Below are 13971 nucleotides of genomic sequence, written 5' to 3'. Positions count from 1 at the left end.
GCAATGGATCCATATCTACAAAACTGAAGGAGTGACCTCACATGCTGAAAGTAGGACTTATCGGATTCGGGTTCATGGGGCGTATGCATCTGGACAATTACGAGCGCTTGATGAAGGAAGGCGCTAACATCAAACTGACAGCTATCTGCGATATTCGCATCGAAGAATTAAAGAACAGCAAAGTATGGACAAATCTGGATACAGGTCGCGATGTCTATGATCTGAGCACATACAACCTCTACGACAATATTGACGCCATGCTTGCCAGCGAGCAATTCGATATCGTGGATATTGCGTTGCCGACTCCTCTTCATGCGGATGTTGCAATCCGTCTGATGGAGAGCGGCATCCATGTATTCTGTGAGAAGCCGATGGCCAGAACAGCAGAGGACGCCCGCCGCATGGCGGAAACGTCGGAGCGGACCGGCAAGAAGCTGATGATCGGACAATGCCTGCGCTTCTGGCCGGCCTATGAGTACTTGAAGGCTTGCATCGAAGACGGCCGCTACGGAGCGGTGACGGCAGGTTACTTCTTCCGCGGCAGCTCGACACCGCTTGGCTGGTACAGAGATGGCAGCCAGAGCGGCGGCAACCTGATGGATATGCATGTACATGATGTGGATATGATCAACTGGTTGTTCGGCAAGCCAGATGCGGTATCCACATTGGCGCGCACCGTGCTGACAGAAGGCGCCTATGATATTGTATCCACCAACTATGTGTATCCTGACGGCAAGGTCGTCAATGCGCAGTCAGACTGGACACTGCAAGGCGACTTTGGCTTCACCATGGTATATCGCGTTAACTTTGAAGGGGCCAATCTCGTATTCGAGAACGGTCAGTTGAAGGTGAATCCGAACGAAGACGCAGGCTTCGTAGCCGAGCTGTCCGAAGATACGGGTTATTACCGCGAGCTGTGCTACTTCCTAGACGCTGTGAAGAATAATGAAGCCGTCGTTGTATGCTCTCCCGAGAGCGTGGCCGACACGATGGATATCGTCGAAGCGGAGATTCGTTCCGCTGACCGTAAAGGCGTTTTGGAACAATTATAAGGAAAGAACCAGAGGGGGCGCTAGCGCTCCCTCTTCTGTTTGTAAACACTGGGAGGCATCCCCAGCTGCTGTTGAAATTGACTCGCGAAGTGATTGTAATTGCGATAACCGACACGGTCGGCGATCTGGGCAAGACTGAGATCGGTATGCTCCATCAGCAGTACTGCTTCTCTAATTCGCATCGTATTCAGCGATTCAATAATCGACATCCCTGTATTTTCTTTAAACAGGTGAGAGAGGCGAGAGGGAGACAGCGCCACTTGCTTCGCGAGCTCCGGAATGCTTAAGGGCTCATGCATCCGCTGAGCCAGTGTATGCATCACCTCCGCGATTCTCCCGTCCAATCGCTGCTTTCTCTGCTCCGCAAGCAGCAGCAGCACCTCCTGCAAGGCATTCATGCACAGTTCATTCCAATAACCGCCTCGCTTCCTGGAATCGTCCAATAATCTGTTGAACGCTTGATGAATTCGGAGTCGATCGGAATCGCCCGGCACTTTCTGATTCGTCAGACTGCCAGATGGCAGCAGCGGCAGATGCTGCGGTAACGGAGTAAAGTGAGCCCATTGCAGCTGCCACTCTTCCCCGCGGCATGTTCCGTAATGATGGGGTGTGCCGGCTCTTAGTATGGTCACGTCCCCGGCCTGGCACAATAGCGATTCACCGGGCACATGAAATTCGCCGTGACCCTCAACGGTGTATACGATGAGCCAATCGTCTCTTCCAGCGGCGCGAGTGGCAAAATAATCCTCTTTTTCATGGAAGTGACCTGCAATGATCAAGGAATGTTTCATAATAGGTGCTCCTCCTGTCAGTATTTCGCGTTTCCCTCTTGATTGGTTCCCTCCACTATAACTGATCTCTTTCCGCTATGAAAGCAACAATAGCAGAATAGTGTGACAGATAAGCAGAATTGTTGCTTCACGCAATGAGATCTGGTAAGTATGCTAATAACATACCGTTTCGGCGAAGGTCAATTTATGTAGCATGTGTAATAAGCATAGGAGGTTTATAAAATGACAGCAGAATTCATGGGACTTACAGAAGAACAGAAGCGTGCATTTGAGGAACAGGGATATATTATTGTGAAAGGGTTGTTCACCAAGCAGCAGCTAGAGGAGATTGACGCGACATTTCAGGAGATAAGTGAGCGAATCGTTCCAGGGCACTTTGAACCGGAGCTGGATAGTGAGACGAGAGATCCCCTGAAGCGTTATCCGCGCGTCATGCATCCGCATCGCTTCAATGATACCGCCATGAAATATATGCTTCACAAGCCGGTCATGCGCATTCTGGAGGACTTATACGGCGAACCTGCAATCGCAGCGCAGAGCATGTTCTACTTCAAGCCTCCAGGCTCCAGAGGCCAGGCGCTGCATCAGGATAACTTCTACTTGAAGGTGGAGGATGGCAACTGTATTGCGGCCTGGACGGCGATCGATGCCGCTGATGAAGAGAACGGCGGGCTGCTGGTCGTGCCGCAGACGAATGAATACGACATTGTCTGTCCCGACCTGGCGGATGCGAAGGAGTCGTTCACGACACACTTCGTGAAGCCTCCCAAGGACAAGAAAGCGGTACCTGCAGTGATGGAAAGAGGAGATGTGCTCTTCTTCAACGGCAACCTGATTCACGGCTCCTACCGGAATAAGACGAAGGACCGCTTCCGCCGTGCATTCATCTGCCACTACGCCAACAGTTCGGCGACGAAGATCGGTCAATATTACAGACCGCTGTATTATGCAGACGGATCAGTAGCCGAGGTGGATGCGAACATGGACAGCGGTCCATGTGGCGTAGAATTTCAGAACGTATATCCTCATTGAGTAGTGTGAATTTGCAATGCGTCTTCGTTCATACTATGATGGAAGAATTCAGTGTCAGGAGAGTAAGGCTGGATTCTCAGCGTGAAGGAGAAGACGTATGAATAACTTACCGGTTACCCAGTTACAGATGGAACAATTCAAGAAGCTGAAGACGGAAGTCACCCGGTTCATGATGATGTATCAGTTCGCATTGAATGAGCTGGAGACGAAGATTGAAATTCTGAAGGAAGAATTCCACTTCTTGCATGACTACAATCCTATCGAGCATACGAAGTCCCGTGTGAAGTCGCTGGAAAGCATGATGAGCAAGATTAGCCGAAAAGGCATTCCGATCTCATTGGACAGCATTAAGAATAATATTAAAGATATTGCAGGTTTGCGAATTACTTGTTCGTTCATTCCCGATATTTATCGCATACGAGATATGTTGCAAAATCAGTTCGAACTGACAATACTAGAGGAAAAAGATTATATCAAAAATCCGAAGCCGAACGGCTATCGCAGTCTGCATCTGATCGTGGAAGTGCCAGTTATTATGTCCGACGGCAAAGAAAACGTATGCGTCGAAATCCAGGTCCGAACCATTGCAATGGATTTCTGGGCAAGTCTCGAGCACAAAATCTTCTACAAATACGCACAGTCCGTCCCGACCAGTCTGCTGATGGAATTGAAGCAGGCAGCAGACGCCGCCAATCGTCTGGATAAGCAGATGGAACGCCTGAACCGCGAGATTTCGGTTATGAAAGAGAATCAGGATGAGAATTACGGTGAGGAGCTGACGAAGCTGCTGATGAACAGCCCTCAGTTCGCTCTTCCGGCTGCAAACGAAGACAACAGAAATGCTTAGCTCACGGCCCCTTTCCATTCGGAGGGGGCTTTTTTTGTCGCGGAATGCAATTTTCCGTCTTCATGGACACAAGAATCAATTTTTAGTAGGATAATAGAAAGCATTGTTATATATTTATAGCAAAAGAAGAGAACATAGGAGTTGAATTCATGCTAGAGCTTGGAGCCAAAGTCGTCATCGTGGCTGACCAATTCGAACAGAAGCTGCCAATCGGCGAATACGGCTATATTATCGCATACGACCGGAATGCCGACAATGTATTCAACTATGTTGTACGCGTGCCGAAGGCCAATCGCAACGTTCTGGTTCCCGCTGAAGACGTGGAGCTGGAAGAGACGCTGGTTGAGCTTGAAGTGGAGAGGATTGAGCGTGAAGCGCTTATCGATTATGCGCTAGCCACCCATAACGAGCAATTATTTTACCGCATTATGAACGGGGATAAGGAAGAGGCGGAGGAGGATGGCGAGACGAAACCTTCGAGTCGGGAGGATTTCATTCGCCAGGTGAATTTGAAGGCGTGGATTTGAAGAGGGATGAAGAGCGCTTGCGCTCTTGGTCCCTCTTTGTTCGCTGCGCTGCTTGTCCTGCGTTGCTGAGCGCCATCATTGTAGGCTATAATAGGAAGAATGACCTGTATAGAGGGGGAGACTCTGATGAGCATAACGTTGAAGGATGTCGAACATGTTGCGAATTTGGCGCGTCTTGAGCTGTCCGACGCAGAGAAGGAGCAGTTCACCGGGCAGCTTAATGCGATCTTGAAATACGCGGAGAAGCTGAATGAGCTGGATACAGACAATGTGGAGCCGACAAGCCATGTGCTGAACGTCACGAATGTGATGCGCGAGGATGTCGTCAAGCCGTCATTACCGATTGAGAAGGTGCTGCAGAACGCGCCTGATGAAGAAGACGGACAAATTAAAGTGCCGGCGGTGCTGGAATAATACAGAGGGTTATTTTTGAAGGGAGGAACTGCAGTTGGCACTGTTTGATCTGCGCCTGCAGGATGTACATAACAAGCTGAAGGATGGACAACTCTCCGTGACGGAGCTTGTTGACGCATCATATGCAAGAATTAAAGAAACCGAGGAAGCGATAGGAGCGTTCCTGACTTTAAACGAAGAGAAGGCCCGTTCCACAGCTACCGGGATGGACGAGCAGTTGGCGAAGGGCGGGGAGCGGGGGCTCCTGTTCGGCTTGCCTGCCGGCGTCAAGGACAATATCGTAACGGAAGGGCTTCGCACGACATGCGCCAGCCGCTTTCTTGAAAATTATGATCCCATCTATGATGCAACCGCATCGCGCAAGCTGAAGGAAGCCGGAGCGATTACAATCGGCAAGCTGAATCTGGACGAATTCGCCATGGGCGGCTCCAACGAGAATTCCAGCTTCCACCCGACGCGCAATCCATGGAACCGGGATCATGTGCCCGGCGGCTCCAGCGGCGGCTCCGCTGCCTCCGTTGCAGCCGGACAAGTCTACTTCTCGCTGGGCTCCGATACAGGGGGCTCCATCCGGCAGCCAGCCGCTTATTGCGGCATCGTCGGCTTGAAGCCAACCTATGGACTGGTATCCCGGTTCGGGCTTGTCGCCTTCGCGTCATCGCTCGACAGCATCGGGCCGCTGACGAAGAATGTCGAGGACGCCGCTTACGTGCTGCAGGCGATCGCAGGCTATGACAAGAACGATTCCACTTCGGCGAATGTGGATGTTCCGGATTACACCTCCGCCTTGTCCGGCGACGTGAAGGGGCTGCGCATTGGTGTGCCTAAGGAATACCTGGGCGAAGGAATCGATCCTCGCGTCAAGCAAGCCGTTATGGACGCGCTCCGCGTATACGAATCGATGGGCGCTACCTGGGAGGAAGTATCGCTGCCGCATACGGAATACGCCATTGCCGCGTATTATCTGCTTGCCTCGTCCGAAGCTTCCTCCAATCTGGCTCGCTTCGACGGGGTGCGCTATGGCGTGCGTGCGGATAATCCTGACAATCTGATCGACTTGTACCGCAAGTCGCGCAGCCAGGGATTCGGACCGGAAGTGAAGCGCCGCATCATGCTGGGAACGTATTCACTCAGTTCCGGCTATTACGACGCGTATTATTTGAAGGCGCAGAAGGTTCGTACGCTGATTAAGAACGACTTCGATGAAGTGTTCAAGCAGTACGACGTAATCGTGGGACCGACGGCACCGACTCCGGCATTCCGGATCGGGGAGCAGGTGGACAATCCGCTGACGATGTACTTGAACGATATTTGTACCATTCCTGTCAGCCTTGCGGGCATTCCGGCTATTAGCGTGCCGTGCGGCATGGCGGACGGATTGCCGATCGGGCTGCAAATTATCGGCCCGGCGTTCCAGGAGTCGACGGTGCTGCGCGCGGCTCATGCCTATGAAGCCAATACGGAGCATCACAAGCTGCGTCCAAGTCTGTAATAATAAGCGAATGGATACGAAAGGATCGATAAGAATGACTGTTGCGAATAAATACGAGACGGTCGTCGGATTGGAAGTGCATGTGGAGCTGCATACGAAGAGCAAAATCTTCTGCGGCTGCTCCACAGCTTTCGGCGCTCCGCCTAATACTCATACATGCCCGGTATGTCTGGGCCATCCCGGCGTGCTGCCAGTGCTTAACCATCAAGCGGTGGAATACGCGATGAAAGCTTCCATGGCATTGAACTGCCAGGTTGCCGACGTAAGCAAGTTCGACCGAAAAAATTACTTCTATCCCGATTCGCCGAAAGCTTATCAGATCTCGCAATATGATCAGCCCATTGGCGAGCATGGCTGGATTGACATTGAAGTGAACGGGGAGACGAAGCGGATCGGCATTACCCGCGTGCATCTGGAGGAAGATGCGGGCAAGCTAACGCATGTAGACGGCGGCTATGCTTCGCTGGTAGACTTCAACCGGGTAGGAACGCCACTCATCGAGATCGTATCGGAACCGGATATCCGTACGCCTGAGGAAGCGAAGGCATACCTCGAGAAGCTGCGTGCTATCATGCAGTACTGCGATGTATCCGACGTGAAGATGGAGCAAGGCAGCTTGCGCTGCGACGCCAACATCAGCTTGCGTCCTTATGGTCAGAAGGAGTTCGGTACGCGTGCTGAGCTGAAGAATATGAACTCGTTCCGCAGCGTGCAGCGCGGATTGGAATATGAGCAATTCCGCCAAGCGGAAATTCTGGACAGCGGCGGCGAGGTCGTACAGGAGACGAGACGTTACGACGATGCGGTCGGCAAGTCATTCTCCATGCGCGGCAAGGAAGAGGCACATGATTACCGCTACTTCCCGGACCCTGATCTGGTTCGCCTTCATATTAGCCAAGAGTGGAAGGAAGAGGTGCGCAAGAGCATCCCGGAGCTTCCCGATGCGCGCAAGGCGCGCTATGAGGCGGATTACGGACTGTCTTCCTACGATGCGGACGTGATTACGGCTTCCATGGGGCTTGCCGACCTGTTCGAAGACAGCCTCTCCTATACGAAGGACGCCAAGGCGGTTGTGAACTGGATTATGGGCGATCTGCTGGCTTACTTGAACGGTAACGGCAAGGAGCTGTCTGACGTTAGTCTGACAGGACAAGGACTTGGCGAGATGATCGGGCTGCTGGAGAAGGGAACGATTAGCGGCAAGATTGCCAAGACGGTGTTCAAGGCTATGCTGGAGAGCGGCAAGCTGCCAGGACAGATCGTGGAGGAGCAAGGTCTTGTTCAAATTAGCGATGAGGGCGCTCTGCTTGGCATTGTGGATACCATTATCGAGCGTAACCCGCAGTCCGTAGAAGACTTCAAAGCTGGAAAGCAGAAGGCGATTGGCTTCCTCGTCGGCCAAATTATGAAAGAAACGAAGGGCAAGGCCAATCCGGGACTGATCAACAAAATGCTCGTAGAGCGTCTGAACGGCTAATGGCAATAGAACGCGATTTATTCCTTTGCGAATGAATCGCGTTTTTGCATTTTTGCTGCTAAAATAGGCATACAGGCGATTGACAAGTAAAAACATCAGGGGGAGGGATAGCGTGAAAGAGCTTGTGCAAGGCAAGGGCAAGAGAAGCTGGCTTACCGCTCTACTCGCTTTCCTGATGCCGGGACTCGGGCATGTCTATAACGGCTACTATGCGAAAGGCTTGCTCATCATGTCGGGCTTGTTTCTTAATTTTACTGCAATTTTTCGTCTTGCTTACTCCGATGGCGGAAGGCATTTGCTATTTATCGTTTACTTGGGACTGTTGCTGCCTTGCTTCTACTTCTACAGCGTGTTTGACGCTCTGCAGTGCAAGGAGTCGGGGCGAGCCGGCGATAATGAGGGAGAGCGTGCGATTACACTGGTGCATGGCGTCATGCTGCTCGTTATAGGAGTGCTTGCAATGTTCCTGTTAAAACCTCCAGCAGCGCTTATTCCGTGGATGAACGAACTGGCGGAACTGAGTGTTGGACCGCTACTCATTTTGTCTGCCGTCTGGTTGGCGATTCGGAGTAAGAGGGTCTTTCTTCCGATGTTCACATTCGGTCGCATTACCGCAGTGCTGACTATGACAATAGTAGGCGTACTGCTACTATGGGGTCAGTGGCAAGACCGGAATGCCATCATCAAGCTGTTGGAGTGGTGGCCGATTTTATTTTTATTGCTAGGGTTAGAGATGATTCTATACAGTACAATATGGCGGAGGCGTTCCAAGAGGGTGCGGATTGACGCCTTAGGACTACCCGCGGCCCTGGTGGTTGCTGTCGTCGCTTACTCTGTTACACAGTATGCCGGATATCCGGCCAAACTACTGCATCAGTTCAATGTTGATGTGAACGGATACGTGGAGTACGGCGAAGAACGGGGCTTCCATTATGAGCGGCCTATCGTGAAGGTGCCTGCGAATGAAAGTGTCTCTATTATTAGAATAAAGAGCGATAACGGAGATGTTGTCGTACGAAGCGGTACTGCACGGGACATCGAGTTGCATACCGCGGTATGGATAGACGTATCTGATCAAGCGGAAGCGGATGCTGTAGCCGAGCACACAACTGTGAAGACTTCGACGGGAGCGGAGGTGCTCTTCCAAAGCGAAGGGAAAACCTATGGCGCAAGCGGCAACCGCAAACCGAAAATAAACATGCAGTTGGTCGTGCCCAGAGGGATCAAAAAGCTTGAAATTCAAGCCGAAAACGGGTCTGTATCCCTCGAAGGAGTGGTCTTGGAGAGCGGGGCGGTCATTAAAAGCAACAGTGGCCTTGTAGAAGTATCCAATCTGACAGGCTCATTGACGGTGCAGAGCAAACATGGCGATATTGAAGCGAAATCCATCAGCGGGATAACGAGGCTAAATACGAAAAATGGCATTATCGAAGCGCGTAATATAAGTGGTGGACTGTTACATGCCAATTCCTCCAACGGAAGTATCGAGCTGTCGATGATCCAAGGCGATATTGAGGCAGAGACGAAGAATGGGGACATTGTGATTATTGATGCGGCTTCATCTATAAAAGCAGATACACTCAATGGCGGCATACATGTAACAAGCTCAGTCGTGGGAGCAGATTGGGATCTGGACAGCTCGGTGGGAGAGATCGTATTGATGCTTCCCGAGGAGGGCCATTACACGATGTACGGATCGGTAACTTTCGGTAATATTAATTCGGAATTACCTCTGAGAAAAAGCGGAAAAGCTGTACGGGGAATGATTGGAGACGGGACGTACAGGATTCAGATTAACGCGACTAACAGCATAACATTATTGCCGTTAAGGGAGAACTTGCAAGGCGCTTTCATTGACAAATTCGGAACGATGAACGTACAATAATAATAATGACTCTAAAGAAAGGCGTGAGGGGAATGGCAGCCAACGTACATTTGGCCTTGGAGCAACTGAAGATGAATGGCGTTCGCATGACCCCGCAGCGGCACGCCATCTTAAGCTACTTAATGGATACCAAGTCGCATCCCACAGCGGATGAGATTTATAAGGCGCTCTCACCTGCTTATCCAAGCATGAGTGTTGCTACAATATATAATAATTTGCGGCTATTTGTGGAAGCGGGCTTGATTCGCGAGCTGACTTACGGTGATGATTCCAGTCGGTTCGACGCCGATTTGTCCGATCATTATCACGCGATATGCAAGGGCTGCGGGCAAATTGTTGACTTCGGCTATCCGCCATTGCTTGAGGTGGAGAGAGTGGCGTCTCGCGAGACGGGCTTTGTCGTTCAGGGACATAGAATGGAGATTTATGGCGTCTGTGCCGCTTGCAACACCAAGGACAATTAAGCGTATTTGAATATGCATGGCTCAAGAACGTGCCGGTAAGCGATTGTGCGCTACACTGCACGTTTTTGTTTGCTTATAGTTCGTGTTAGAAAGACACGGTTTTCAGCACCAAGAAGATTGGGTGAAACTAGGGAATGTGGAGCGGAGCTATAGGGAGAGATATCGGGTTGGACATGGGAGGAGAGAAAGTTGGAAACGGTATATCATCGACCGTCGCGACAGAGAAGAAGAGGCGGATTAGGTTTATTCTTTGCTATATTTATCGCAGTTGCACTGGCTACGATAGGATGGCTGGGTTATATGAAATACATTCCCAGCAAGGAAAAAATAGATCCCAGTTATTCATCGGAGCATCCCATTATTATGCAGGGCGTTGAGCAGAAGCACGGTGCATTAATCCAGAACGGCAATGTGTTGCTTCCTCTGCCGCTGCTGGATGGGATTCTTGCTGCGGACAAGCCTATACATTATGAACAGGAGACCGGTACGCTGGTGATGACGACGCTTGACAAAGTGCTGCGCCTCAAGACGGATGCTCTGACGGGTATGATTAATCAGAAGCCGTATACGCTGTCGATTGCTGCGGAGGTTGCGGAAGATATTGTCTACATTCCGATGGAACCGTTAGAAGAACTATACGGATTCAGGGCGGAGTATGATGAAGGAAGCGGCATCGTTACTCTTCTGAGAGAGGGCAATGTCATACAGCAAGCGGATGTATCTTCGGACGACGCACCGCTTCGATCGGCGCCATCCATCCGCGAGCCGTATCTGCTTCGCATCCCGTACGGGGAGACGGTGCGAATATGGAGCGAACAGGACGGATGGCTGCTCGTTCAGGACAGTGCCGGTCATATCGGCTATCTTAACAAGAAGCATGCTGAGTTGACAGCGATTGAACGAATACCGGAGACGGAGCGGGAGCCGAAGTTCGTACCTTGGAAAGTGATGGGTCATAAAATTAATATGACGTGGGAAGCCGTCTACAACCGTAAAATCGATTATACGAAAATCGGTGACATGCCTGGCGTAAATGTGGTTAGCCCGACCTGGTTCGAGCTGGTTGACAGCCAAGGGACGATTAAAGGGAAAGCGGACCCCGGCTATGTGAAATGGGCGCATGAACGCGGGTATCAAGTATGGGCGCTGTTCAATAACGGATTTGAACCGGATCAGACGACAGAGGCGCTGTCCAAGGTGGAAACGCGCTTCTCCATGATTCAGCAGTTGATCGCCTTCGCTGAACTATATGATCTGCAAGGCATCAACATTGATTTCGAAAATGTATATACGAAGGATAAGGAGAACCTTGTTCAATTCGTCAAGGAGCTCACTCCGTTGTTGCATGAGCAAGGGCTGGTTGTATCCATCGATGTTACACCCAAATCCAACAGTGAGATGTGGTCGGCATTCCTGGATCGGGAATCGCTTGGACGAGTGGTCGATTATATGATGGTGATGGCGTACGACGAGCATTGGGCAGCTAGTCCGAAGGCGGGCTCCGTAGCTTCGATTCCTTGGACGGATCATTCCGTTGCCAGAATACTGGAGGAGGATGGCGTACCTGCTCAGAAGCTTGTTCTAAGCATGCCGCTCTATACCCGTGTATGGACCGAGCAGAAGGACGAACAAGGCAAAGTGAAAGTTTCTTCGAAGGCAATCGGCATGGAGAGTGTAAAGGCGATTGTGGAGGAGAAGGACCTTAAGCCAGTATTCGATGAGGTTGCCGGCCAGAACTACGTGGAGTACGAGGAAGATGGGGCGTTGAAGCGGATCTGGCTGGAGGATGATGTATCCATGCGGGCCAGGGTAGATATCGTGAGGAAATATGATCTTGCCGGAGTGGCGACGTGGGCGCGCTCGTTCCAGACTCCCGCTATATGGAGTACTATCGACGAAGCTTTGACAAAAAGGCCATAATATATATTTAAAAAGAGTCCCCTTCAGTAATTGCCTGAAGGGGACTTATTTACATACCGAATCTCATGTGTTCGCTTGCTGTTGCTTGGCGGGGTGTGCGTTAGCCTGGGATGGATCGAAGGTCAGCATGGTGCGGCAGAACATGCAACGGTCTGTCGTGCCAAGCATCTTCGTCTGTCGATTGCATTCCGGACACGTCAGCATAGTAGCGCTGGTCGACAGCATACCGGCCCAAAAATAGACGGCTACGCTGACGAGCAAAGAGATCATGCCCAATACCATGAATATTGCTGCAAAAATCTTGCCCGCTTGTCCCCATAACAAGATTCCAGCTGTGCCAAGTATCATAATTCCCATTCCGACCATTGTAAAGACAAGGCCCCATAGGCGAAATTCGTTAATTTTAGCTGACTTGAAAAAAAATCGTTTCATTGTTCATATCCTTCCCATATTTATATCCTTCAAATTAATACATGAATGGAATCAAAAAGACAGAAATTCCAACATAAAAAAGCAGGAATATATAACCGATCTGTCGAAAAAGAAAGTACTGCATTTAATATTATAGCCTAAATATGAGCTATTAGCTATACGGAGGCGCTAGTGGAACAGTATAAATCCTATTTCAATGATATATTTGGTCAGCAGTCCGACTTGCTTGCTTTAACCGTTGTCAAAAATCCTTATCCTTACAATCCATTAATAGACGGGCTTGATTTGCTAGTTCTTCTTATTGCAGCGGGAGATAATGTGAAAGAAAGTACAGAGCATATTCAATATAATGGAGAGAGAACGTTAATTCGAACAGTTCATAAATCGCAATTGCAAAGGTGGATTGCCAGCGGGGAAAACCGCAATATTATTGAGTGGTTGGTCCGGGGGGAGATTGTGTTGGATCGCGACGGTTATTTGGCAGGTATTCGTGAGCAGCTGCTGTCATTTCCTGAAGCTATGCGCGAGCAAAAGCAACTGGTGGAGTTCATAGGATTTCTTAGAACGTACCTGCATGCCAAGCAGGACTTGCTTGACGGGCATCTATTGGATGCATATGGGCATGTGCTTACTGCGCTCCAGCATTGGGCACACATCGTACTGGTTGAAGAAGGAAAACATCCGGAGCTAACCGTATGGAAACAAATAAAACGTGTACATCCTGGAGTATACAAGTTATTTGAAGAACTGACAGCGAGTCCGGAGACGCTGGAGCAGCGTGTGCAGCTTGTCATGCTGGCTTGCGAGTTCTCGGTTATGAGCAAGATGAAGTCGTGCTGCAACATGTTGTTCAGAATTATGCAAGGGAGAGAGGAACCGTGGAGCATTGCGGAGCTTCAGGCTTACCCTGACATTGAACGATTGGGTGTAGAGCTCTCATTAGTAATTCAAAAGCTGGTAAAGCGTTCTTATTTGAAAGAAGTGGTCGTTATGCAGGACAATTCGGCAAATGGGGAAATAGAGCTTCGTTATGTCGTGGGGCATTAGCGAGGCAGGCGTGTCATTTCGAATACAATTGGTTTCAAGGATTGGATATGCAATCACACTTATAGAGCGCGTTATCGCGCGTCAAAGTGAGAAGTAAGCCTTCTGGAACGCGTTACAGCAATAAAAGTGAAAACTGAGAGAGAATAAGCTTAATGGCAACCGTTAAATGTGGGGAACGAAATGTCAAAGGTATGAACAGCAATCCTGTCATCCGTCAGGTGATTTGTTCCTTCTATAAATATCATCAAAGAAATTGACCGCGTGTAAACCAATGTGCTATATTAGTTGTCGCCGTATCGAGCAGAGTAAGGAGATTCGATTCACGACGGAAGATGTCGAAAAAAAGAAAAAAAGTACTTGCAATGTCCTAGGCACCTGTGATATATTATAAAAGTCGCCGCTGAGACATTGGCGATACGCAAGAGGGAAAGAGATTGTTCCTTGAAAACTGAACAACGAGCGAAACTGCCCTGTTAATTCTAACGAATTAATGGAAAAGCAATATAAGTAATGAGCAAGTCAAACTTCTTTTATGGAGAGTTTGATCCTGGCTCAGGACGAACGCTGGCGGCGTGCCTAATACATGCAAGT

General features: G+C 50.0%; 13 protein-coding genes and 1 rRNA gene. 12 read left to right on the top strand and 2 right to left on the bottom strand.

Annotated features, from left to right (window positions below; translation table 11 throughout):
- Positions 1 to 41 precede the first annotated feature (41 nt).
- On the top strand, positions 42 to 1052 hold the full coding sequence (locus tag ACFQ2I_RS14190; protein WP_377565077.1) for a Gfo/Idh/MocA family protein: 1011 nt from the start codon (positions 42 to 44) through the stop codon (positions 1050 to 1052).
- A gap of 20 nt (positions 1053 to 1072) precedes the next feature.
- Here the strand turns inward: ACFQ2I_RS14190 and ACFQ2I_RS14185 are convergent, their stop codons facing one another.
- A complete protein-coding gene (locus tag ACFQ2I_RS14185; protein ID WP_377565075.1) occupies positions 1073 to 1843 on the bottom strand; it encodes a helix-turn-helix domain-containing protein in 771 nt (256 codons plus the stop codon).
- Between the two features lie 222 nt (positions 1844 to 2065).
- On the opposite strand from ACFQ2I_RS14185, the gene ACFQ2I_RS14180 reads away from it, so the two are divergent.
- The 9 genes from ACFQ2I_RS14180 (at position 2066) to ACFQ2I_RS14140 (ending at position 11901) form a co-directional block, all read left to right on the top strand.
- A complete protein-coding gene (locus tag ACFQ2I_RS14180) occupies positions 2066 to 2875 on the top strand; it encodes a phytanoyl-CoA dioxygenase family protein (protein WP_377565073.1) in 810 nt (269 codons plus the stop codon).
- Between the two features lie 97 nt (positions 2876 to 2972).
- Entirely contained in the window at positions 2973 to 3722 is a 750-nt protein-coding gene (locus tag ACFQ2I_RS14175; protein WP_377565071.1) for a GTP pyrophosphokinase, read from the top strand.
- Between the two features lie 149 nt (positions 3723 to 3871).
- On the top strand, positions 3872 to 4249 hold the full coding sequence (locus ACFQ2I_RS14170; protein WP_377565069.1) for an ATPase: 378 nt from the start codon (positions 3872 to 3874) through the stop codon (positions 4247 to 4249).
- A 126-nt stretch (positions 4250 to 4375) separates the two neighbouring features.
- On the top strand, positions 4376 to 4663 hold the full coding sequence (gene gatC / locus ACFQ2I_RS14165) for an Asp-tRNA(Asn)/Glu-tRNA(Gln) amidotransferase subunit GatC (RefSeq protein WP_377565067.1): 288 nt from the start codon (positions 4376 to 4378) through the stop codon (positions 4661 to 4663).
- A 34-nt stretch (positions 4664 to 4697) separates the two neighbouring features.
- Positions 4698 to 6155 carry an Asp-tRNA(Asn)/Glu-tRNA(Gln) amidotransferase subunit GatA gene (gene gatA / locus ACFQ2I_RS14160; protein WP_377565065.1) on the top strand — a complete coding sequence of 486 codons (1458 nt, stop codon included), beginning with the start codon at positions 4698 to 4700 and terminating at the stop codon, positions 6153 to 6155.
- 34 nt (positions 6156 to 6189) lie between these two features.
- Positions 6190 to 7632, top strand: a complete 1443-nt coding sequence (gene gatB / locus ACFQ2I_RS14155) for an Asp-tRNA(Asn)/Glu-tRNA(Gln) amidotransferase subunit GatB (protein ID WP_377565063.1) — start codon at positions 6190 to 6192, stop codon at positions 7630 to 7632.
- A gap of 112 nt (positions 7633 to 7744) precedes the next feature.
- The gene (locus tag ACFQ2I_RS14150) at positions 7745 to 9517 is read left to right on the top strand and encodes a DUF6677 family protein (RefSeq protein ID WP_377565061.1); all 1773 of its coding nucleotides are present in this window, start codon (positions 7745 to 7747) and stop codon (positions 9515 to 9517) included.
- 32 nt (positions 9518 to 9549) lie between these two features.
- Positions 9550 to 9981, top strand: a complete 432-nt coding sequence (gene perR / locus ACFQ2I_RS14145; RefSeq protein ID WP_377565059.1) for a peroxide-responsive transcriptional repressor PerR — start codon at positions 9550 to 9552, stop codon at positions 9979 to 9981.
- 189 nt (positions 9982 to 10170) lie between these two features.
- A complete protein-coding gene (locus tag ACFQ2I_RS14140; protein WP_377565057.1) occupies positions 10171 to 11901 on the top strand; it encodes a glycosyl hydrolase family 18 protein in 1731 nt (576 codons plus the stop codon).
- A 63-nt stretch (positions 11902 to 11964) separates the two neighbouring features.
- On the opposite strand, the gene ACFQ2I_RS14135 is transcribed toward ACFQ2I_RS14140, so the two are convergent.
- Complete coding sequence (locus tag ACFQ2I_RS14135; RefSeq protein ID WP_377565055.1) at positions 11965 to 12333, bottom strand: YgzB family protein; 369 nt, start codon at positions 12331 to 12333, stop codon at positions 11965 to 11967.
- Between the two features lie 171 nt (positions 12334 to 12504).
- Between ACFQ2I_RS14135 and ACFQ2I_RS14130 the strand changes: the two genes are divergently transcribed.
- Together ACFQ2I_RS14130 and ACFQ2I_RS14125 are read left to right on the top strand one after the other, a co-directional pair.
- Positions 12505 to 13380 (top strand): nucleotidyltransferase-like protein, encoded by an 876-nt coding sequence (locus tag ACFQ2I_RS14130; RefSeq protein WP_377565053.1) that lies wholly within the window; start codon positions 12505 to 12507, stop codon positions 13378 to 13380.
- Between the two features lie 529 nt (positions 13381 to 13909).
- Positions 13910 to 13971 (top strand): 16S ribosomal RNA (locus ACFQ2I_RS14125); the annotation flags it as partial.

The organism is Paenibacillus chungangensis, assembly GCF_042675905.1.
Taxonomy (GTDB): Bacteria; Bacillota; Bacilli; order Paenibacillales; family Paenibacillaceae; genus Pristimantibacillus; species Pristimantibacillus chungangensis.
The sequence above is the reverse complement of the archived record's forward strand: the minus strand, read 5'-3'. Positions and strand labels throughout refer to the sequence as shown.